The sequence below is a fragment of the Pacificitalea manganoxidans genome, from assembly GCF_002504165.1.
GTDB lineage: Bacteria > Pseudomonadota > Alphaproteobacteria > Rhodobacterales > Rhodobacteraceae > Pacificitalea > Pacificitalea manganoxidans.
The window spans coordinates 2782989-2804849 of sequence record NZ_CP021404.1; the positions used below are offsets into that span (position 1 = coordinate 2782989).

At 66.2% G+C, this 21861-nt stretch carries 19 protein-coding genes and 1 pseudogene; 6 read left to right on the plus strand and 14 right to left on the minus strand.

Going from position 1 to position 21861, the window contains the following annotated elements; all coding sequences use genetic code 11:
• Positions 1-121: 121 nt before the first annotated feature.
• A complete protein-coding gene (glpK, locus tag CBW24_RS12680) occupies positions 122-1600 on the plus strand; it encodes a glycerol kinase GlpK (RefSeq protein WP_097374237.1) in 1479 nt (492 codons plus the stop codon).
• 461 nt (positions 1601-2061) lie between these two features.
• On the opposite strand, the gene uvrC is transcribed toward glpK, so the two are convergent.
• From uvrC to CBW24_RS12705, 5 genes and pseudogenes are all read right to left on the minus strand, one after another.
• Complete coding sequence (uvrC, locus tag CBW24_RS12685) at positions 2062-4005, minus strand: excinuclease ABC subunit UvrC (RefSeq protein WP_097373802.1); 1944 nt, start codon at positions 4003-4005, stop codon at positions 2062-2064.
• 276 nt (positions 4006-4281) lie between these two features.
• Positions 4282-5064: pseudogene (locus tag CBW24_RS12690) on the minus strand (SDR family oxidoreductase); the annotation flags it as partial.
• A 19-nt stretch (positions 5065-5083) separates the two neighbouring features.
• Positions 5084-6088 (minus strand): calcium/sodium antiporter, encoded by a 1005-nt coding sequence (locus tag CBW24_RS12695; RefSeq protein WP_097373804.1) that lies wholly within the window; start codon positions 6086-6088, stop codon positions 5084-5086.
• Positions 6089-6091: 3 nt separating this feature from the next.
• Entirely contained in the window at positions 6092-6283 is a 192-nt protein-coding gene (locus CBW24_RS12700) for a hypothetical protein (RefSeq protein ID WP_088663579.1), read from the minus strand.
• Positions 6280-7080, minus strand: a complete 801-nt coding sequence (locus CBW24_RS12705; RefSeq protein WP_088663578.1) for a S49 family peptidase — start codon at positions 7078-7080, stop codon at positions 6280-6282. The genes CBW24_RS12700 and CBW24_RS12705 overlap by 4 nt, the downstream gene beginning before the upstream one ends.
• Before the next feature lie 115 nt (positions 7081-7195).
• On the opposite strand from CBW24_RS12705, the gene CBW24_RS12710 reads away from it, so the two are divergent.
• Together CBW24_RS12710 and CBW24_RS12715 are read left to right on the plus strand one after the other, a co-directional pair.
• Positions 7196-8089, plus strand: a complete 894-nt coding sequence (locus CBW24_RS12710; protein ID WP_097373805.1) for a 50S ribosomal protein L11 methyltransferase — start codon at positions 7196-7198, stop codon at positions 8087-8089.
• A 101-nt stretch (positions 8090-8190) separates the two neighbouring features.
• On the plus strand, positions 8191-8517 hold the full coding sequence (locus tag CBW24_RS12715) for a hypothetical protein (RefSeq protein ID WP_097373806.1): 327 nt from the start codon (positions 8191-8193) through the stop codon (positions 8515-8517).
• Positions 8518-8627: 110 nt separating this feature from the next.
• Here the strand turns inward: CBW24_RS12715 and CBW24_RS12720 are convergent, their stop codons facing one another.
• Positions 8628-8765: a DUF1127 domain-containing protein gene (locus CBW24_RS12720; RefSeq protein WP_232530326.1), complete on the minus strand. Its 138-nt coding sequence runs from the start codon at positions 8763-8765 to the stop codon at positions 8628-8630.
• Positions 8766-9103: 338 nt separating this feature from the next.
• Between CBW24_RS12720 and ruvC the strand changes: the two genes are divergently transcribed.
• The 3 genes from ruvC to ruvB are packed head-to-tail and all read left to right on the plus strand — an operon-like array spanning position 9104 to position 11380.
• Entirely contained in the window at positions 9104-9616 is a 513-nt protein-coding gene (gene ruvC, locus CBW24_RS12725) for a crossover junction endodeoxyribonuclease RuvC (protein ID WP_088663574.1), read from the plus strand.
• Between the two features lie 12 nt (positions 9617-9628).
• Positions 9629-10315, plus strand: coding sequence for a Holliday junction branch migration protein RuvA (ruvA, locus tag CBW24_RS12730; protein ID WP_088663573.1), 687 nt, complete (start codon positions 9629-9631; stop codon positions 10313-10315).
• A gap of 3 nt (positions 10316-10318) precedes the next feature.
• On the plus strand, positions 10319-11380 hold the full coding sequence (ruvB, locus tag CBW24_RS12735) for a Holliday junction branch migration DNA helicase RuvB (RefSeq protein ID WP_088663572.1): 1062 nt from the start codon (positions 10319-10321) through the stop codon (positions 11378-11380).
• 33 nt (positions 11381-11413) lie between these two features.
• On the opposite strand, the gene CBW24_RS12740 is transcribed toward ruvB, so the two are convergent.
• From CBW24_RS12740 to CBW24_RS12775, 8 genes are all read right to left on the minus strand, one after another.
• Positions 11414-12349, minus strand: a complete 936-nt coding sequence (locus CBW24_RS12740) for a 2-hydroxyacid dehydrogenase (protein ID WP_097373807.1) — start codon at positions 12347-12349, stop codon at positions 11414-11416.
• A gap of 93 nt (positions 12350-12442) precedes the next feature.
• Positions 12443-13591, minus strand: coding sequence for a rod shape-determining protein RodA (gene rodA / locus CBW24_RS12745; RefSeq protein WP_088663570.1), 1149 nt, complete (start codon positions 13589-13591; stop codon positions 12443-12445).
• A gap of 13 nt (positions 13592-13604) precedes the next feature.
• On the minus strand, positions 13605-15524 hold the full coding sequence (gene mrdA, locus CBW24_RS12750; protein ID WP_088663569.1) for a penicillin-binding protein 2: 1920 nt from the start codon (positions 15522-15524) through the stop codon (positions 13605-13607).
• Between the two features lie 16 nt (positions 15525-15540).
• On the minus strand, positions 15541-16077 hold the full coding sequence (locus tag CBW24_RS12755) for a rod shape-determining protein MreD (protein ID WP_088663568.1): 537 nt from the start codon (positions 16075-16077) through the stop codon (positions 15541-15543).
• A complete protein-coding gene (mreC, locus tag CBW24_RS12760) occupies positions 16077-17072 on the minus strand; it encodes a rod shape-determining protein MreC (RefSeq protein WP_232529778.1) in 996 nt (331 codons plus the stop codon). The genes CBW24_RS12755 and mreC overlap by 1 nt, the downstream gene beginning before the upstream one ends.
• A gap of 218 nt (positions 17073-17290) precedes the next feature.
• Complete coding sequence (locus CBW24_RS12765; RefSeq protein WP_088663566.1) at positions 17291-18328, minus strand: rod shape-determining protein; 1038 nt, start codon at positions 18326-18328, stop codon at positions 17291-17293.
• 241 nt (positions 18329-18569) lie between these two features.
• Complete coding sequence (locus CBW24_RS12770; RefSeq protein WP_097373809.1) at positions 18570-19454, minus strand: transglutaminase family protein; 885 nt, start codon at positions 19452-19454, stop codon at positions 18570-18572.
• An 18-nt stretch (positions 19455-19472) separates the two neighbouring features.
• Positions 19473-21845 carry a circularly permuted type 2 ATP-grasp protein gene (locus CBW24_RS12775; protein ID WP_097374238.1) on the minus strand — a complete coding sequence of 791 codons (2373 nt, stop codon included), beginning with the start codon at positions 21843-21845 and terminating at the stop codon, positions 19473-19475.
• Positions 21846-21861 lie beyond the last annotated feature (16 nt).

Here is a 21861-nt window from a genome sequence, read left to right on the forward strand (position 1 = left end):
CGCGCGCCCGGCGGGCATCTCCTCCGGCTGTGCCCTTGCCCCCTTCGGCCCCTTGCCCCAGTTTGACCCCAAGACCCGCCGCGTGGCCCCTGCCACCGGCGCGACGCAGGGAGAGACGCGCATGACCCATATCCTCGCCATCGATCAGGGCACCACCTCGACACGGGCCATCCTGTTCGATGAGTCGATCGAGCCCGTTCACAGCGCGCAGGCCGAACTGACCCAGCACTTCCCCCGCTCCGGCTGGGTGGAGCATGACGCCAGCGAGATCTGGGATCTGACGCTGAAGGTCTGCCGCGACGTGGCGCAGAAGGCGGGCGACACGCCCATCGCCTCCATCGGTATCACCAACCAGCGCGAAACCACCGTCATCTGGGACCGCGACACCGGCAAACCGATCCATAACGCCATCGTCTGGCAGGACCGCCGCACCTCCGCCACCTGCGCCAAACTGCGCGAGGCCGGGCACGAGGACATGATCTCCGAACGCACGGGTCTGCTGCTCGATCCCTATTTCAGCGGCACCAAGATCGGCTGGATTCTGGAACAGGTCGACGGCGCCCGCGAAAAGGCCCGCGCGGGCAAACTGGCTTTTGGCACCATCGACAGCTGGCTGATCTGGAACCTGACGGGTGGTAAGCGCCATGTCATCGACATCACAAACGCCTCGCGCACGTTGCTGTTGAATATCCGCACCTGCGAATGGGACGAAGAGATCTGCGACCTGCTGGGCGTGCCGATGGCCCTGCTGCCCGAGATCCTCGATTGCGATGCCGATTTCGGCGAAACCGATCTGATCGGCGACAGCGTTCTATCCATTCAGGGCGTCGCGGGCGATCAGCAGGCGGCCACCATCGGGCAGGCCTGTTTCGAGCCGGGCATGCTGAAATCCACCTATGGCACCGGCTGCTTTGCGCTGCTGAACACCGGTGCCGATCTGGTGCGCAGCGAAAACCGGCTGCTTGGCACCGTCGCTTACCGGCTGAACGGGCAGACCCGCTACGCGCTCGAAGGATCGATCTTTGTCGCCGGGGCAGCCGTGCAATGGCTGCGCGACGCGATGAAGGTGATCGGCCACGCGGAGGAAACACAGGCGCTGGCGGAGTCCTCCGATCCCAACCAGCCCGTGATCCTCGTCCCCGCTTTCACCGGGCTTGGCGCGCCCTACTGGAACGCCGATTGCCGCGGCGCCATCTTTGGCCTGACGCGCAATTCCGGCCCTGCCGAACTGGCGCGCGCAGCGCTGGAAAGCGTGGGCTACCAGACCCGCGACCTGATCGAAGCGATGCGGCAGGACTGGTCCGAGGAAAGCCTCGGCCAGACCTTGCGCGTCGATGGCGGCATGACGGCGAGCGACTGGACCATGCAATTCCTCGCCGACATCACCGGCGCGCGGGTCGACCGGCCCCGGATTTTGGAAACCACCGCGCTTGGCGTCGCGTGGGTCGCGGGCATGCGCGCGGGCCTCTACCCCGACGCGGCGGGCTTTGCCGAAAGCCGCGCCGTCGACCGCTCGTTCGAGCCGGGCATGACCACCGCCGACCGCGCCGCCCGCTACCAAGCGTGGTCCCGCGCGGTGCGTGGCACGCTGGAATATTGATGCAGCGCAATGGCTTACCCGCCGGGTAAGGTGGGTAAGGTCCGGACGCGGCGACCTTACCCGAGGGTAAGGTTTGGGCTGTGAGGCGGCGCGCATCGGACAAAGCCCGTGAGGCCGGAGGCGACCAGCCCCGGCCCGCGCCATTCTGAAGGACGCTTGAACCTTGTTGCACCGGGTCAAGCTCGTGGGGCCGGAGGCGACCAGCCCCGGCCCGCGCCTTCCCTCCCCCCGGCAGGGCGCATTGGCGCTGGCCCCCACTGCTCAGCCGTCGTCCGGGGCTTTCGAGATAAACTGCTGACCACAAGCGGTGCAAAGCGCCCGCCCGAGGGAGGGCGCTTGTCACTTGTTGGAACCGGGTCTGGGGTTCCGCAGCTGGCCACAAGCCTTGCCGAGGCGAGGCGCTCCCCGCCGCCCTCACCGGCTCTTCAGCACAGCCAGCACACCCCCCGGCCCGCGCGACCTCACCCGCCGTCGTGGAAGTGGTTGTAGATCGTCTGGGCCATCGCGGCGCTGATGCCGTCGACGGCTTTCAGGTCGGCAAGGTCGGCGCGGCTGACGGCTTTGGCCGAGCCGAAATGCGTCAGCAGCGCGCGTTTGCGGGTGGCGCCCACGCCGGCGATCTCATCGAGCGGCGTTGCGCCGACGGCCTTCGAGCGTTTTTGCCGATGCGCGCCAATGACGAAACGGTGGGATTCGTCGCGCAGGCGTTGCACGAAATACAGCACCGGATCGTTGTGGCGCAGGGCAAAGGGCTGTTTGCCGGGGCGGTGGAATTCCTCCTTACCGTGGTCGCGGTCGATGCCCTTGGCCACACCGATGACGGGGATGTCTTCTACCCCCAGTTCCGCCATGATGCCCGCCACGGCGGAAATCTGGCCCGCGCCCCCGTCGATCAGCAGCAGGTCGGGCCATGTATCGCCCTGCCGGTCGGGGTCTTCCTTCAGCAGGCGGGTGAAGCGGCGCTTTAACACTTCCTTCATCATGCCGAAATCGTCGCCCGGCGTCAGATCCTCGCCCCGGATGTTGAACTTCCGGTATTGCGATTTGATGAATCCCTCCGGTCCCGCGACGATCATCGCGCCGACAGCATGGGCGCCCTGAATATGGGAGTTGTCGTAGACCTCCACCCGCGCAGGCGGGGCGGGAAGCGCGAAGGCCTCCGCGAGACCTTGCAGCAGCTTGGCCTGTGTCGCGCTTTCGGACATGCGGCGGGCGAGGCTTTCGCGGGCATTACGCACCGCGCCCGCGACCAGTTCGGCCTTCTCACCACGCTGGGGCACGAGGATTTCCACCTTGCGGCCCGCGCGCTCCGACAGCGCGGCGGCCATCAGATCGCGTTCCTCCAGATCATGACTGAGGATCAGCTGACGCGGTGGTTCCTTACCCTCGTAGAACTGGCCAACGAAGCCTTCCAGCACCTCTTCGGGGCCCGCGCCGGAGCCGGTGCGGGGGTAGTAATCGCGGTTGCCCCAGTTTTGATTGGCGCGGATGAAGAACACCTGAACGCAGGCCTGCCCGCCCTCCATATGCAGACCGATCACATCGGCCTCGGCCACGCCGCGCGGGTTGATGCCTTGGGAGCTTTGGACCTGTGTCAGCGCGCGGATGCGGTCGCGCAGGGCGGCGGCGCGCTCGAATTCCATGGCCTCGGAGGCGGCCTCCATTTCGGCGGCGAGCTTGCCCTGCATTTCCGTCGAGCGGCCCGACAGGAAGCGTTCGGCATCCTTCACCAGCCCGGCATATTCGGCTTCGCTGACATGGCCGACACAGGGCGCGGAGCAGCGCTTGATCTGGTAGAGCAGGCAAGGCCGCGTCCGGCTCTCAAACGTGCTGTCGGTGCAATTGCGCAGCAAGAACACCTTCTGCAGCTGATTGAGCGTCCGGTTCACCGCACCGGCGCTGGCGAAGGGGCCGTAATAGGCGCCCTTATCCTTTTTCGCGCCGCGATGTTTGCGGATCTGGGGATAGGGGTGATCCTTGGCGACGAGGATATTGGGGAACGATTTGTCGTCCCGCATCAGCACGTTGTAGCGCGGCTTCAGCTGCTTGATGAGGTTCTGCTCCAGCAGCAGCGCCTCCACCTCGGTCCGGGTGGTGAGAAACATCATCGACGCGGTTTCGCGGATCATCCGATCAATGCGCCCCGAATGGCCCGAAGGCCGGGCATAGTTCGACACCCGCGCCCGCAGGTTGCGCGCCTTACCCACATAGAGAACCCGGCTTTCGGCATCGAGCATACGGTAGACGCCGGGGCTGCTGTCGAGCGTCTTGAGATAGGATTGCACACAGGCATGGCCGGTCACGCCGGGGGCGTTGACCCCTTCGGGGATCGGCTCCCGCGCGGCGGGATCGGGGGACGCCGCGTCATCGGGACCGGCGGGATTCTCGGGTGTTCGTGATTCCATGACTGGCTGCAATCTAGGTCGTTCGGGGGCAAGGGGAAACAAATCCACCATTCCTGTGGATAAGCCTGCGGAGAAGTTCGGGGCGGATTGGAATTGCCTTTGCAAACAGGGGATTTCGTCGTGTTGCCTACAAAATAGGCGCTTTTCCAAGCCACTGATTTCAAACGAAATTATTCCGCCCTCGGGCAATCGTTTGAAATCGTTAATAAAACCGTAACACTCTCGTTACGTCAGGATCGGCGGTGTATAACCATTTCTGCAAGCAGGGTTTGCAGGTCACTCAGGCCCAAGGATATCGGGCGTGCGCCATGCCAGATGCTGGCCGCCATCCACGCAGATCAACTGCCCCGTGACGGCCCGCGCGCGCAGCAGATAGGCCAGCGCGGCGCAGATGTCTTCGGGGTCGGAGCCGCGTTCGAGGATCGTGGCCGCGCGCTGATTGGCGAAGTGGGTTTCCGACTGCCGCGCCCCTTTCAGCGTCGGCCCCGGCCCGATCGCATTGACCCGGACCCGAGGCGCAAGCCCCATCGCAGAGGTGCGGGTCAGCGCCCAGAGCCCCATCTTGGCCAGCGTATAGCTCATGAATTCGGGGGTCAGTTTGCGCACGCGCTGATCGATCATGTTGACCACCAGCGCCCGCGCGCGGGGCTCGCCGCCCGCGTCCTGTTCCGGCTCGGGGGCCTGTTCGGCGAAATGCTGGGTCAGCACGAAGGGCGCGCGCAGGTTGCTTTCCATATGCCGGTCCCAGCTGTGGCGGGTGGCGGAGGCAAGCGTGTCATACTCAAAGATCGAGGCGTTGTTGACCAGAACGCTCAGCGGCTGGTCCAGCGCCTGCGCCGCGCGGCGCACCAGCGCCTGCATATCGGCCTCGACGGTCAGATCGGCGCACAGCGCCTCAGCGCGGCGGCCCGTGGCGCGGATGTCCTCCACCAGCGTGCGGGCGGCGTCGGCGGAGCCGTGGTAATGCACCGCGACGTCATAGCCCTGCCCGGCCAGTTCCAGCGCCATCGCCCGCCCCAGACGCTGCGCCGCGCCGGTTACCAATGCAGCACTCATGTCCTGCGCTCTCCTTCTCCTGTCAGGCTACCACTGCCCACAGGTAGACGCCGTAGAGCGCACAGAAGGCAAGACCCACGCGCCGCCCCATATCGCGGCGGAACCAGACGAAGGGCACCAGCAGCAGCGACGCGCCAAGCATCACCCACAGATCGAAATTGCGGATCTCCGGGTCGACCGGGATCGGCCCGACAAGCGACGCGACCCCCAGAATGCCCAGCAGGTTGAACATGTTCGAGCCGATGACATTGCCCAAAGCGACATCCGCCTGACGGCGCAGCGCGGCGATGACGGTGGTGGCCAGTTCCGGCAGCGAGGTGCCGACGGCGACAAGCGTCAGGCCGATCACCGTGTCGGGCACATTAAGCGCGGTGGCGATGGCGATGGAGCTATCGACCAGCAGGTTGGCGCCCAGCGGCAGGCCCACCAGACCCAACGCGAGATAGACCACGATTTTCCACCAGCGCATCGAGGGATCGGCGCCTTCGACCTCGGGCTCGGCGCGCGCATCGGTGGGCTCGGGGGCATCAGCCTTGGCGGCGGCGGCGGCCGAGAGGCGGTGCTTTTCGGCCCGGCGGTGGCCGCGCGCGCTGTGCAATGCATGGCCCAGCATGAGCGTCAGCCCCGCCAACAGGATCAGCCCGTCCACCCATGTGATCGGCCCGGTCAGCGCCAGCCCGACAAACAGCACCGTCGCGGCGATCATCTGGGCGAAACTGGTGCGGCTGTCGCTGCCGGAACTGTGGATGACCGAAATCACCGCAGGCAGGCCAAGCACCAGCAGCACATTGGCGATGTTGGAGCCGACGACATTGCCCAAGGCCAGACCGGGCGCGCCGTCGAGGATCGCGCTGACGGAGATCAGCAATTCCGGGGCGGAGGTGCCGAAGGCAACGATGGTCAGCGACACGATCATCGCCGGAATACCGATGCGCAGCGACATATTGACGGCCCCGCGCACCAGCGCATCCCCCGCCAACAACAAGATCACAAGGCCGAGCGCGGCCAGCAGAAGGTCAAGCGCCACGGCTTACTCCCAATTCTTACAAGGACAGGGATCGCCACCGATCACCGGCGCGCCGCAATCGGGGCATTTGCGCGGTTTGGGCAGCTTATCTGGACCGCGCTTGCCTTTGCCCTTGGGCAGGCTTGGCAGATTGAGTTTGCCCAGCAGCGCGAGGATGGCGATGGCGATCAGGAAATAGATGGCGATGCGGGTCAACGCTGTAACCCGTAACGCGCCCAGAGCGCGCTTTCTTCGACATGGCCCAGCGTATCGGCGGCCAGCGACATGCCGACCCGCGCCAACAGGCCTTTCTTCTGGCCGTAGCTGACAAAGCGGGTTTTGGCGCCGAAGCGTTGCTTCATCACCGGGACGAGATGCCCGATCCCGTCGGCAAGCCCGACATCGATCGCGCCCTGCCCGACCCAGATATCGCCGGTGAACAGATCGGCCTGCGCGTCGAGCTTCTCCCCGCGCCGGGATTTCACATGCGCGATGAAGCTGTCGTGGATCGCGCTTTGCAGGCGTTTGAGGCGGGCCACGTCATCGGGGTTTTCGGGGCGGAACGGATCGAGGAAGCTTTTGGAGCCGCCCGCCGTATGCACCCGCCGTTCGATGCCGTGACGGCCCAGAAATTCGTGCAGCCCGAACGAAGCCGAGATCACGCCGATGGAGCCAAGGATCGAGGTCTGATCGACGATGATTTCGTCGGCGGCGCAGGCCAGCCAATAACCACCCGAGGCCGCGACATCCTCGACAAAGGCCACGACGGGGATGTTTTTCTCCTCCGCCAGACGGCGGATGCGGGCCGCGATGAGCGAGCTTTGCGCGGGCGAGCCGCCGGGCGAGTTGATCGACAGCGCCACGGCGGCGGGTTTGCCACGGCGAAACGCCTTTTCGATGAGCGGGGCCAGTCCGGCATCGGACAGTCCGCGCGGGCCGGAGGCAATCGCCCCGTTCAGCCGCAGGACAGCCACCACCGGGTCGGAGGCAACAAAGGGGATGAAGCGCTTCATGGCAGGTGATGTAAGGCGCGGGACCTGCGGGAACAAGACGCCCGCCCCAGATCGCCCCGTGCTTGACCCTTTCGCGGCACTGGCCTACCGGGAAGCACCCAAGCAGGAGCAACCCATGCCGACCTACACCGCCTTTACCACGATCAACGGCAAACGCGCGGCCGAGACGCTGGGCGAGGCTTTGGAGCAGTTGACGCCCGAACCCACCGGTGTCAGCGTCTTTGAGATCCAAGAGGACGGCGCGGAAGAAATCGAGACCGAAACCGCCGATTGGGAAATCACCGCGTATTTCATCGAAACCCCCGATGAGGCCGGGCTGGCGCTGCTGGCTGCCGCGCATGGCTCCGCCCCGTTCGAGGTGACGGAACTGCCGGAAACCGACTGGATCGCCAAGGTGGAGGAAGAACTGGCCCCCGTCGTGGCGGGGCGGTTTTTCGTCTATGGCAGCCACAGCGCGGACCGCGTGCCCGATGGTGTCGAGCCGCTGCTGATCGAGGCGGGCATGGCGTTTGGCACTGGCCACCACGGCACCACGCTGGGCTGTCTGGAAGCGCTGGACCGGCTGATCGATGAGGGCATCGCCCCGCGCGCGGTGGCCGATATCGGCTGCGGCACGGCCGTTCTGGCGATGGCTGCGGCGCGGATCTGGCAGGTGCCGGTGCTGGCGTCTGACATCGACCCCGTCGCGGTGGAGGTGGCCGAGGTCAATCTGGCGGCCAATGACATGACGGGTCAGGTGCAGTGTCTGGTGGCCGAAGGTTTCGACAACGAGGTGCTGGCCCAAGCCGCGCCGTTCGATCTGATCTTTGCCAATATCCTGAAGGGGCCGCTGATCGGGCTGGCGCCGGATCTGTGCGGCGCGCTGGCCCCGGGCGGCTACGCGATCCTGTCGGGCATCCTGAACCCGCAGGCGGATGCGGTCGTGGCGGCCTATGCCGCTGAGGGCGCTACCGTTCACCAGCGTGAAACGATCGGCGACTGGACCACGCTCTGTCTCAAAAAAGCCTGAGCCTGCGCCCCAATCCCGCCCGAATTGCTTCGTATCCCTGAAACATCGGCGACAGGACTGGGACCGTCGCCGGATCTGGGACACGAACGGAGTGTAGGGCAATGCACAACCAATCCATTTCGAGCGCCGCACGTAAGCGGCGCGCAGATCACGGCCATGCGGAGACCGCGCTGGTCGCTGACAACCGCTTTGGCGAGATTCGCCGGTCTTCGCGGCGTCGGGGCAAGATGCGCATGGCGCTGACGGCGCTGGCGGCCTTGGTCGGGTTCAAAGGCGCGGTGCTGGCCGATCTGGGCGCGGTGAATTACATCGCCCGGCTCGAATACCTGCGCGACGGCGATGCCATCGACCGGATCGGTTCGTTCGTGATGGGGATCGACCCGCTGACCCTGCAGGTTGCGCAGTGGATCGCGCCGATGATCGGCTAAGGTCCGGGCAAGCCGGGCCACCTGCCCCGGCACTGACACTTCAAATGCAAAATGGCCGCGTCCCGATCAGGACGCGGCCATTTTCATACGGATCGAATAACTGGCGGGGTTCAGCGACCCAGCGCATCCACATCGCTGCGGGTCAGGCCGATATCGTCAAGCTCGCGGTCGGTCAGCGCCGACAGGGCCTTACGGGTCAGGCGGGTGTCGTTCCAGTCATGCAAACGGCCCAGCAGGCGGGTGAACATGCCGGAACGGGGGGCGCGCAGGGCGGTCTGGTCGAAATAGGTCATTTTACGGTCCTCGGGGTTTGGGCTGATGGCCCTATGCAACGGGCCGCGTCATGCCCGGGGAGGTAGAGTTTTCAAACTGCCCTCACAAGGGTGCTTTTTGGCATGGCTTGCTTGCAATTTGTGCATAGTAAAAACTTCATGACAGCCGAGCCCGGTGCCCGCGCTGCGGCGCGGCCCGGTCACGGCGCATGCGAAAGCGGCGGTCGGGGCGGTGCTTGCTCTGGTCGATGTTCTCTTTTCGTGCTAACCCGCAGACAACGACAGCGAAAAACGCGAATGCGAGAGGCAGCAGCATGCGGGTGATCGGCATCGATCCGGGTCTGCGCAACATGGGTTGGGGCGTGATCGAGGTTGCGGGCAGCAAGATCCGGCATCTGGCGAACGGCACCTGCCGCACGGCGACCGGATCGGGATCGCTGGCGCAGCGGCTTTTGGATCTGCACGGCCAGTTGAGCGCGGTTTTCGCGACCCATCAGCCCAGCCATGCGGCGGTGGAGCAGACATTCGTCAACAAGGACGGCGCGGCGACGCTGAAGCTGGGACAGGCGCGAGCGATCGCGCTGCTGGTGCCCGCGCAGGCCGGGATCGAGATCGGCGAATACGCCCCGAACGCGGTCAAGAAGACGGTCGTCGGCGTCGGCCACGCGGCCAAGCAGCAGATCGATCATATGGTCCGCCTGCAATTTCCCGGCGTGCAGATCCACAGCCCCGACAGCGCCGATGCGCTGGCTATCGCGCTGTGCCACGCCCACCATGCCCGCAGTTCCGGCAGGCTTGCCGCCGCCGTGGCCCGGGCCCAAGGATAGAAGGATTCCCCGATGATCGGACGCATTGCCGGACGGCTCGATTACCGCGCAAGCGACCATGTGCTGATCGACGTGCGTGGCGTCGGCTATCTAGTCTATGTCTCGGAACGGACCATGATGGCCCTGCCCGGCCCGAACGAGGCCGTGGCGCTTTATACCGATCTGGTGGTGCGCGAGGATCTGCTGCAGCTTTACGGGTTTCCGACGCTGCTGGAGAAGGAATGGCACCGGCTGCTGGTATCGGTGCAGGGGATCGGGGCAAAGGCGTCGTTGGCGATCCTTGGCACGTTAGGGCCCGAAGGCGTCAGCCGCGCGATTGCTCTGGGCGACTGGAACGCGGTGAAGGCCGCGCCGGGCGTCGGCCCGAAGATTGCGCAGCGCGTCGTCAATGAACTGAAGGACAAGGCACCGGGCGTGATGGCGCTGGCGGCCACGATGAACCGCACCGCCGGGGACACGCTGCCCGACATCGACACGGATGTGATCGAAACCCCGGCCCCGCCGCGCCGTGGCACGCCCAGCCCGGCCCCGTCGGGCGGCGCGGTGGCACAGGCGGATGCGCTGTCGGCCCTGTCGAACCTTGGCTATGCGCCGGGCGAGGCTGCGGGCGCGGTGGCGCAGGCGGCCAGCGACGCGCCAGAGGCCGAGGCCCCGGACCTGATCCGCGCCGCGCTGCGCCTGCTGGCTCCGAAAGGCTGATCGATGGCCGCCCCGCATCCAGACGACCGCCCCGATCCGACCCTGCGCCCCGAGCCGCTGCCAGACGACCCGCTCACCGAGGACCGCGCCCTGCGCCCGCAGGGATTGTCGGAATTCATCGGTCAGGCCGAGGCGCGCGCCAACCTTGCCGTGTTTATCGAAAGCGCGCGGCGGCGTGGGCAGGCGATGGACCACACGCTGTTTCACGGCCCGCCGGGGCTGGGCAAGACGACGCTGGCGCAGATCATGGCGCGGGAATTGGGGGTGAATTTTCGCATGACTTCCGGGCCCGTTCTGGCGAAGGCGGGCGATCTGGCGGCGATCCTGACCAATCTGGAAGCGCGCGACGTGCTGTTCATCGACGAGATCCATCGCCTGAGCCCGGTGGTGGAGGAGGTTCTCTATCCCGCGATGGAGGATTTCGAGCTGGATCTGGTGATCGGCGAGGGCCCCGCCGCACGCACGGTGCGGATCGAATTGCAGCCCTTTACGCTGGTCGGCGCGACCACGCGGCTGGGGCTGCTGACGACGCCGCTGCGCGACCGGTTCGGCATTCCGACGCGACTGCAATTCTACACGGTGCCGGAATTGAACGAGATCGTGCGCCGGGGCGCGCGGCTGCTGGGCGTGCCCGCCGATGAGGATGGCTGTATGGAGATCGCGCGGCGCGCGCGGGGCACGCCCCGGATCGCCGGGCGCCTGCTGCGCCGGGTGGTGGATTTTGCTTTGGTCGAGGGCGATGGCCGATTGACCCGTGATCTGGCCGACAGCGCGCTGACGCGGCTGGGCGTGGACGGGATCGGGCTTGACGGGGCCGACCGCCGGTATCTGAGCCTGATCGCGGAGCATTACCACGGCGGTCCGGTCGGGATCGAAACGATGGCTGCCGCGCTATCGGAAAGCCGCGACGCGCTGGAGGAAGTGATCGAGCCCTACCTGTTGCAGCAGGGTCTGATCCAGCGCACCCCGCGCGGGCGGATGCTGGCGCATCGGGCGTGGACGCATCTGGGGATGGCGCCGCCACGCCTGCCCGGTCAGGACGACCTGTTCGACGGGCAGGTCTAGCGCGGCGACGTCCAAGGCCGTGGCAGCGCGGGCTCAATACCCGCGGGCGCGATCCACCTCATACAGCAGCGGCTCGCCCGCTTCGCCCCGGCGGATGTTTTCGGCCACCACCCGCGCGGAGGACGCAGGCCGGGTGGTCGACGCGATATGCGGCGTCACGGTGACCTGCGGATGGGTCCAATAGGGGTGATCGGTGGGCAGCGGCTCCACCCGGAACACATCGAGCGTGGCATGGGCGATCTGCCCCGCATCGAGCGCGGCCAGCAGCGCGTCATCGTCGATCAGCGGACCGCGACCGGGATTGATGACGACGGCCCCGCGCGGCAACCACGACATCGCCTCCGCATCGAGGGTGTTTTCGGTCTCGGACGTGTCGGGCAGCAGCAGCACGACGATGTCGGCCTCGCAAAGCGCCGGGCGCAGACCATCGGCGCCGTGATAGGTGGTGACGCCGGGCACCTCGCGCGGGCTGCGGCTCCAACCGCTGACGCGGAAGTTCAGCGCGGTCAGCGAGCGGGCGCAGGCCTGCCCCAATTCGCCCATGCCAAGGATCGTCACGGCGCGGTCGCGGGCCAGCGGCGGGGGCGTATCGCGCCATTCGCCGTTCAGCCCGTGGATGTGAGCGTCCATACCAAGGTGATGGCGCAGGACATGGCCCGTGACCCATTCGACCATCCCTTCGGCCAGCCCGTCATCGACCATGCGGCACAGCGGCATCTTCAACGTGTCGTTGCCCACGACCCGCTCCACCCCGGCCCAGAGATTGAGCACGGCCTTGGCACCGGTATAGGGCGAGAAATCCTGCAACGGGCCGTTCGGCGCGTAGACGATATAATCGACGCTTTCCGGCGGCCCCATATCGGGGGAGATTTCAGCCGTCAGCCCGGCATCGGCACAGGCCTTGCGCAACGGCTCGCGGTAGTCGTCCCAGGCGGCAGGTTTACCGGCGAACAGCACTCGGGTGGTCATGGGCGGGGCTCCTTGTCGTTTGCCCCTGCCTAGCGCGCCGCGCGGCGCTTGTCAGCCAGCAGCATGCGCCCGTGATAATGCTATAAGGTGCGGCTACTTGCGCCCGCGCGGGCGATGCACATGCGCCGATTGCACCAGCCCGAAGGCCACCATCAGCACCAGCATCGCGGAGCCGCCATAGCTGACCAGCGGCAGCGGCACACCGACGACCGGCGCCAGACCCATCACCATCGACATGTTGACCGCGAAGAACAGGAAAAAGGTCGCCGCGATCCCGATGGTCAGAAGCGAGGCGAAGCGGTCCTTGTTCGACATCGCGGAGGCAAGGCAGAACACGATGATGAGCGCATAGAGCAGCAGCAGGGAGAACGCGCCGACGAAGCCGAATTCCTCGGCCAGCGTGGTAAAGATGAAATCGGTGTGCTTTTCGGGCAGGAAGTTCAGCCGCGACTGGGTGCCCTGCATGAACCCGCGCCCGCCCCAGCCGCCGGAGCCAAGCGCGATCTTGGACTGGGTGATATGATACCCCGCGCCCAAGGGATCGCTTTCGGGATCGAGAAACGTGTCGATCCGGCGATACTGGTAATCCTTCAGCAATTGCCACGAGGTGCCGCGGCTGGCCAAGACGGAATAGACCAGCCCGCCGCCACTGGCGACGACGGCCGCGAAATAGGCCCAGTGCACGCCAGCGGCGAACATCACCAGACCGCCGCCGATCACCAGCAATAGCGCGGTGCCCAAATCGGGCTGTTTCAGGACCAGAAACGTGGGCAGCAGGATCAGGAATACCGGCACCACCACCCAGAACGGGCGCGACACCTTGCGGATGTCGAGCCAGTCGTAATAGGCGGCCAGCAGCATCACGAGCGTGATCTTGGTCAGTTCGGACGGTTGCAGCCGGATGAAGCCCAGATCGATCCAGCGCTGCGCGCCCATGCCGATATCGCCGAAGAATTCCACAAAGAGCAGCAGCGCGATGGACAGCGCATAGGCCAGCCCCGCGACGTTGCGCCAGAAATAGGCGGGCACCATCGCGATTGCGAACATCGCCGCCATCCCCAGCGCGAACCGTTTCATCTGCGGTTCGGCCCACGGTGTCATCGAGCCGCCCGCGACGGAATAGAGCATCAAGAACCCGATCGCCGCGACGGAGGTCAGCAACAGCACCAGTGCCCAGTTCAGGTGCAGCACCTTGCGCAGGCCGGTGGGGACGGTTTTGACGTTATATTCGAGATAGCTCACCCGCGGCGCTCCCTCATGCCCGGTCAAGCTTCGCGCTGGCGACCAATTCGTTGCGCAAGGGAAGTTTCTTGCGCATTTCCTCGATCTTCCAACGGTCGCTGGAGGGATAGGCGTCCATCGGCGGGAAGCCTTCATACATCGCCTGCAACAGCACATCGCGCGCCACGGGCGCCGCCGCGGCGGACCCGCCGCCGCCATGTTCGACGACGACGGAAACCGCATAGCGCGGATTGTCGAAGGGGGCGAAGGCCACGAACAGCGCGTGGTCGCGCTCCTCCCACGGAACATCCTGATTTCGCACGACGACGGAGCGCACCTGACTGGTGCCGGATTTGCCCGCCATCTGCTTGCCCTCCGCCACGATGCGGCTGCCATAGCCGGTGCCGCCGCGGTGGTTCGACACGGCATACATCGCCTTGCGCACCTGTTGCAGCGTGGTGGGGGAGACATCGATGGGGCCGTCATTGCGGGACGCCTGTTCGACGCCATCGACGGATTTGATGAGCCGGGGATGGATTTTGCTGCCGCTGGCGATCCGCGCCGTCATCACCGCCAGTTGCAGCGGCGAGGCCAGCACGAAGCCCTGCCCAATGGACGCGTTGAGGCTGTCGCCGATCATCCAGTCGGAGCCGCGATTGGCCTCCTTCCATGCCTTGGTCGGGGCCAGACCCTGCGCCACCGCCGACATGGGCAGGTCAAACTGCTCGCCCACGCCAAAGCGCTGCGCCATCGCCGAGATATTGTCGATGCCCGCCCGTTCGGCCAATTCGTAGTAATAGACGTCGCAGGAATGCTTGAGGCTGTCGTGCATATCGACCCAGCCATGGCCGCCGCGTTTCCAGCAGTGGAAGCGGCGCCCGCCGATTTCCTTGTAACCGGGGCAGTAGATCGTCTCGCCCGAGGTCATCACCCCGGCCTCCGCCGCCGCGAGCGCTGTCACCATCTTGAATGTCGAGCCGGGCGGATAGAGCCCCTGCACGGTCTTGTTGGCAAGCGGGCGGTGATCGTCTTCGGTCAGCACCCGGTAATCGGCCACGGAAATGCCGCGCACGAATTTGTTGGGATCAAAGGACGGGGCGGAGGCGATCGCCATCAGATCGCCGGTATGCACGTCCATCACCACGGCGGAGGCGCTTTCGCCCGCCAGCCGGGCCTGCGTGAACGCTTGCAGGCGGTGGTCGATGGTCAATTGTAGGGTGTCGCCGGATTTGCCTTCCTGCCGGCCCAGTTCGCGCATGACGCGGCCCACGGCATTGACTTCGATCCGCTTGGTGCCTGCCTGCCCGCGCAGCTGGGTTTCGGCCTTGGCCTCGACCCCGGATTTGCCGATCTGGAATTTCGGGATCTGCAACAGCGGATCGGGGTCTTCCAGTTTGGACAGGTCATAATCCGAGACCGGCCCGACATAACCGATCACATGGGCGAAATCGCCCTGCATGGGGTAATGGCGGCTTAGGCCCACCTCGGGCGTCACGCCGGGCAGCGCAGGCGCGTTGACCGCGACCTTGGCCACGTCTTCCCATGACAGGCGATCCGCGATGGTGACTGGCACAAAGGAGGAGCGGCGCTCGATCTCCTTCAGCGCGCGGTCTACTTCGGCATCGTCCAGTTTGACCAGCGTGCGCAGCTTGGCGATCGCGGCCTCCACATCGCCTGCATCCTCGCGGACGATGACGATCCGGTAATTCTGTTCGTTTTCGGCCAGCGCCACGCCGTTGCGGTCAAAGATCAGCCCCCGCGCGGGCGCGATGAGCCGCATGTTGATGCGATTTTCTTCGGCCAGCAGGCGGAACGCATCGGCCTGATCGACCTGCATATAGCGCATCCGCGCCGCCAGCAGCCCCATGAAGCCCAGCTGCGCACCGCCAAGGATCAGACCCCGGCGGGTGATGCGGACGGCGCTTTCCTCGGTGTCCTTTGGTGCGCGTCTCATGCTCTACGACCCCCTGTCATAGCCGATGCCCCAGCGCGTCCACCTCGCCCGGTGCGGCCTTGTGCAGACCGAAGGCCAGATGCGACACGGCGACCACCGCCGGATACACGGCGACGGTGAGAAAGCCTTGCAGCGCCGACAGCCCGATGGGCGGGCGCGGCGTCATCACCAACGCCAGCAGAAGCTGGTTCGCGGTAATCATGGCGGCGACGACGCCGCCGACAAAGACCCATTCCAGAAAGAACGGCAATTCGCGGATCAATCCTTGGCGGGCGCGCAGAAATTCGGTGCCCAGCAGCATCAGCATCGCCCACAGCCCCGGCGGACGTTGAAAGATCAGATCGCAGGCCAGAACCGCAAGCACGATCAACACCGCAGGCACGAAATCCGGGCGGCGGAGCACCCATGCCGCCGTCAGCGCAAGGATCACATCGGGGCCGGGGATCAGACCGGCGCGGGTGTCGAGCGGCAGGATGCGAAAGAACACGCAGAGCACGACAATGCCCAGATAAAGCGCGCGGTAAGCCCAAAGGCGCAGCGTCAGCGGGTCCATCAGCGCCCCCCTGCCTGTGCGGTTTCCGTAGTGGCGTCGGCATCGGGCGCGGTGGTGGCTTCGGCGGCAGCTTCGGCTTCGGCGGCTTCGGCTGCGGCGCGGGCTTCGGCCTCTGCGCGCAGGGCGTCTGCCGCGCCTTCGGGGGCGATCAGACCGCCGATGTCGCGGATCACCTCGGTCCCGTGGGACCGCAGGACGCGCAGGAATTCCAGCCGCTCGTAATCCGATGACAAGCGCACACGCAGGCGGCCATCGGGGCCTTGGGTCAACTGGCCCACCAGAATACCCGGCGGGAAGACCCCGCCATCGCCCGAGGACACCACGCGGTCGCCGGGGCGCACCTGATCGCTGTCTTCGAGAAATTCCAGCAGGGGGGAAGGATTGTTGTCACCGACCAGCAACGATTGCTGGCCGGAGGGCTGGATCGTCACGGGGATGCGGCTGGCGGCGTCGGTGAGCAGGATCACCCGGCTGGTGCTGTCGCCCACCCCGGAAATACGCCCGACCAGCCCGAGCCCGTCCATCGTGGCCCAGCCATCGCGAATGCCATCGCGCCGCCCGACATTGAGCAGCACCGACTGCCGGAAGGGGGAGCCGCTATCGGCGATGACCACACCGGAGACAGAGGTCAGCTTGGGATCCAGCCGCACGTTGTTGAGGGCCAGCAGCTTCGCGTTTTGCTGTTCCAGTTGAACGGCGGCTTCTTTCCACGCCTTCATCTGTTGCAGTTCGCGGCGGAGTTCGCGGTTCTGTTCGTAGATGCGGTTATAGGATTGGAAATCCTCGATCATATTCGACATCTTGCGCACCGGGGCGGAGGCCCAGTCAAAGCCGGGCACGACCTGATCGATCAGCGCGGCGCGGAAGCGTTCCACGCGCGGGCTGTCGATCCGCCACAGCATGAAGACGCCGAAACACAGCACAAGCAGCGCACCGATAACGATCCGACGGATCGGGCGCAGGTAGATCTGGTTGCTGTCATTCGATCTGGCCACGAACATCCCTTTCGGCCCGGATCATCCCCGCAAGACCGGCGCGGTCGGACATGCCCCTGCCCGGTGCCTGCGCCGACTGTCCTGTTTTCGCCCGGCCCGCCGCGTCCTCGGGGGCCGGTGCGCTACGTTCGCTGCCGCAATCCGGGTGCCGCCTGTCGCGCCCTCGCCGCGCGGGTCACAGACCCCGCGCGGGCGCGGCTGCTGCAGCCCGCAGGCCGTCAGCTATCGTAATCTATCACATGCCGGAGTTGTTTTTCATATTCCAGCGCCTTGCCGGTGCCCAAGGCCACACAATTGAGTGACTCGTCGGCCACCGACACGGCCAGCCCGGTCTGTTCGCGCAGGGCAAGATCCAGCTCGCCCAGCAGCGCGCCGCCGCCGGTCAGCATCACGCCCCGGTCGACGATATCGGCGGCCAGATCGGGCGGGGTGGTTTCCAGCGCGGTCATCACCGCCTCGCAGATCGCCTGCACCGGCTCGGCCAGCGCCTCGGCCACCTGTGCCTGATTGATCTCCGTCTCCTTGGGCACACCGTTCAGCAGGTCGCGCCCCCGGATCAGCATGGACGCGCCGCGCCCGTCATCGGGCATACGCGCGGTGCCGATGGAGGTCTTGATCCGCTCCGCCGTCGATTCGCCGATGAGGATGTTCTGCTGGCGGCGCAGGTAGGAGATGATCGCCTCGTCCATGCGGTCGCCGCCGACGCGGACGGAGCGAGCGTAAACGATGTCGCCCAGCGACAGCACCGCCACCTCGGTCGTGCCGCCGCCGATATCCACCACCATCGAGCCGGTGGGATCGGTGATCGGCATGCCCGCGCCGATGGCCGCCGCGATGGGTTCCGCGATCAGGCCGGCGCGCCGTGCGCCCGCCGACAGGACCGATTGCCGGATCGCGCGTTTTTCGACCGGAGTGGCACCGTGGGGCACACAAACGATGATCTTCGGCTTGGTGAAGGTCGTGCGGCGATGCACCTTGCGGATGAAATGCTTGATCATTTCTTCGGCGGTGTCGAAATCCGCGATGACGCCTTCGCGCATCGGGCGGATCGCCTCGATCGAGCCGGGTGTGCGGCCCAGCATCAGCTTGGCGTCTTCACCCACTGCCAGAACTTCCTTACGGCCGTTCTTATTGTGATAGGCCACTACGGAAGGTTCGTTGAGGATCACCCCCCTGCCCTTCACATAGACCAGCGTGTTCGCCGTGCCGAGGTCGATCGCCATGTCCGACGAAAACAAGCCGCTAAGTAGGGCCATCTGCGTTTCACCCCTTGTCCCTTGAATGAATTGTCCCGCGACTCGGGGCTGCGGGACGCACTGCTTATAGAAGCGGCGGCCCCTGTGGAAAAGGGCCGCTTTGGCCCCCATCAGCGACATACTGCCGTCCACGCCGTCCGAGCCTGTGCGACCCTGCCCCGGATCGGCTCTGCGCCGCAAGCCACAGACGACGTATCAGGCGCTGGATCGCGCAGCTTTGACAGGATGGGCCGAGAGCCGCCTAGGACGCGGGCAGCGGCAGCACATCGACCTTCTGGCCGCTGTCCTGCCCGCCCGAGGTGCGCAGCACGCCGCGCACCGGGGCAACATCCGCGTAATCGCGCCCCAGTGCCGTCACGATATGATCGGCCCCGACCAGCAGGTCATTGGTGGGATCGTATTGCACCCAGCCGTTATCGGGGCCGCACCATGCGCGCACCCATGCATGCATCGCGTCCGCGCCTTCCAGCCGGGGCTGGCCTTCAGGGGGGATGGTGCGCAAAAACCCCGACACATAGCCTGCCGGGATACCGACGCCGCGCAGGCAGGCGATCATGATATGGCTGAAATCCTGACAGACCCCACGCCGCGCGGTGAAGGCGGCAAGCGGCGGGGTGTGCACATCTGTCGCACCTGCTTCGAACCGCATATCGCGGTGCAGCGCCCGGCCAATGCGGGTGACGATCTGAAGCGTGGTCATGCCGGGGGCGAGTTGATCGCGCGCATAGGCGGTCATTTTCGGGCTGAGCGCGACACGGGGGGACGCCGCGCGGAAATGATGCGGCGCATCCGGGCCAAGCGCGTCAATCGCCGCCAGATCGCGTGCCAGCCGATCCAGATCGGGCGACAGATCGAGGCTCGGCGCCAATGCCATCCGCCGCACCCGCGCGCTTAGCGACAAAACCAGGTCTTCCACCGGCTGACGGAAGGCGATTTCGGTGGTGGCATTGCCAAAGAAGTCGCGCCGGTCGTGACGTTCGTCCGGGCGCGGCAAGATATCCAGCGCGCCATGCAGCACCGTCTGCTCGCCCGGCAGCGCCAGCGGCATCAGGCGCAGCAGGTGGCGGCCATTGCTGGCGGGGCTATCATAGCGGTAGCTGATTTCCAGCCGCAGATCGTAATGCATGGCGTATCGCTTCCGTCGTCAGCTCAGATAGGCCGCATGCAGCAGCGAGGACAGATCCCCCAGCGCGCCGCGCAGGGCCTGCAGGCGGGCGGGGTCCAACTCCGCCGGGGTGCAGATCGCCAGATCGGTATGCAGGCGCAGCACCGCGCGGCTCAGGTCAGAGCGCTGGCCATTGCGCAGCGCGCCGGGCAGGCGATCGGTCTGATCGCGAATATCGTCGAGTTGGAACAGGATTGACCGGGGGTTGCGATCGTCGAGCGCGAGCAGGTCGAGCACCGTCGCCGGATTAGAACTGCCGCGATAGCGCCGCTGGTGGGTCATCACGCTGTCGCCGATTTCCACCGCCATGCCAAGGCTGCCTTCGGGCGCGTCGGACGCGGTGAGCCATGCAAGGCTGGCCGCCATCTGTTCGGCGCGTTCCAGAGACCGGCCAAGGGTCAGAAACCGCCAGCCGCTGGAGCGATACATGTTTTCATGCACAAGCCCGGAGAAGCCGGTGATCTTGCGCAGCAGGACGCCCATTGCCTGCCCCGCATCATCGCCCGCGCGCGCGCTGCGCCGCATCCGCCGGGCCGAGCCTGCCAGATCCTGTAGCGCGCGCCAGCCATCGACGGAGAACCGGTCACGCACCTTCGAGGCGCAGGTGATCGCGGCATCCATCAGCCCGTTCAGCGCCTCCGGCACCGGCTGGGCAAGGTCGAGGCCGATGGTTTCCGCCTGCGCGCGCAGCCATGCAGGCAGCGGATCGTCCGGGCTGCCGGTTTCGGCAAGCCGCAACTGATAGGCGCGCACCAACCGGATCGTCGCCTCCGCCCGTTCGACATAGCGGCCAAGCCAGAACAGGTTATCGGCGGCGCGGCTGGGCAAGGCGCCACTGCGGGAGCGTTGCGGGGCGGATGTTGCGGGGGCTGGGCTGGCCACGGGGCTGTCGCCCACGATCCACACATCCGCGACCGAGCCGCCGCGCTGCATGGCAAGCGCCGTCGCATCCTCGGTCCGTCCGATCCGGGCATAGCCGCCGGGCATGATCCGCCAGCCCTGCGCGGTGCGCGCGGCAAACACCCGCACCGTCATCGGACGCGGCTGCAACCCGCCATCGACCCATGCGGGCGTGGTCGACAGGGTGACGGCCTCCTGCCCGACCAGTTGCGCGCCCTCGGCCTCGATCCACGCATCGATAGAGGGCCGCGCGATCCCGCGGAACCGTCCGCCAAGCGCGGTGGTCGCGTCGATTTCAAACGGAAGCGTGGTCGACAGCGCGGGTCCGATCATCATCTGGTCGGTATGGCTGCCGACATAGGCGCGCTCGGCCTCGGCGCCGCACCACCATGTCGCGATATTGGGCAGGCGTAGCGGCGCGCCCAGCAGGCTGCGCGCGATGGCGGGGAGGAATGCCAGCATCGCCCGGCTTTCCAGCACCCCCGACCCCAGCGCATTCACCAGCGTCAACTGTCCCGACCGCAGCGCCCCGATCAGCCCCGGCGTGCCAAGGCGGGAGCCTTCGTCAAGTTCGAGCGGATCGGCCATATGCCCGTCGAGCCGCCGCCACAGCACCGAAACCGGGCGCGGTCCCTCGACGGTGCGGATCATGGCCTGCCCGTTTTCAACGCTCAGATCCTCGCCCTCCAGCAGCGGAATGCCGAGGTAGCGCGCGATATAAATATGCTCGAAATAGGTGTCGTTGTGCTGGCCGGGCGTCAGGATGCCGATGCGGCTGTCATGGCCCAGCCGCAACTCGCCCAGCGCGTCGCGGAAGGTGCGGAAAAACGGCGCTAGGCGTTCGACCCGTGCCCGAGGGTAGAATTCCGAAAACACCCGGCTGGTGGCGACACGGTTTTCCAGCGCAAATCCCGCGCCCGACGGTGCCTGCGTCCGGTCGCCCAGAACGAACCACGTCCCATCGGGGGAGCGCCCGATCTCGAAGGCGAGGAAATGCAGGAAATGCCCGCCCGGCGGCGTGATGCCCACCAGCGGGCGCAGCCATTCGGGATTTTGCGCCACGAGAGAGGCAGGCAGTTGCCCGGATTTCACCAGCTCCCCCGGACCGTAGAGGTCGGCCATCACGTGTTCCAGCAACTCGGCGCGCTGGATCAGCCCGGCCTCGATCCCGGCCCATTCGCCCGCATCGATGAGCACCGGCACATGGCTGAGCGGCCAATCCCGCTCCGTCGAGGCATCTTCGCTGTAGTGACGGAAAAACACGCCCGCATCGCGCAGATATTTGTCGCCGCGCCCGAAGGCCTCGGAAATCGCCTCTGGCGACTGGCGCGCGAGGTTGCACATGAATTGCTGCCAGACCGGGCGCATTTGCCCGTCGGGGCCCAGCAATTCATCGGCGATGCCGGGGCGGCGGTCATAGCCTGCCAGCATGTCGGCCAGCCGCGTGGTCATCGGCCCGTCATCGCAG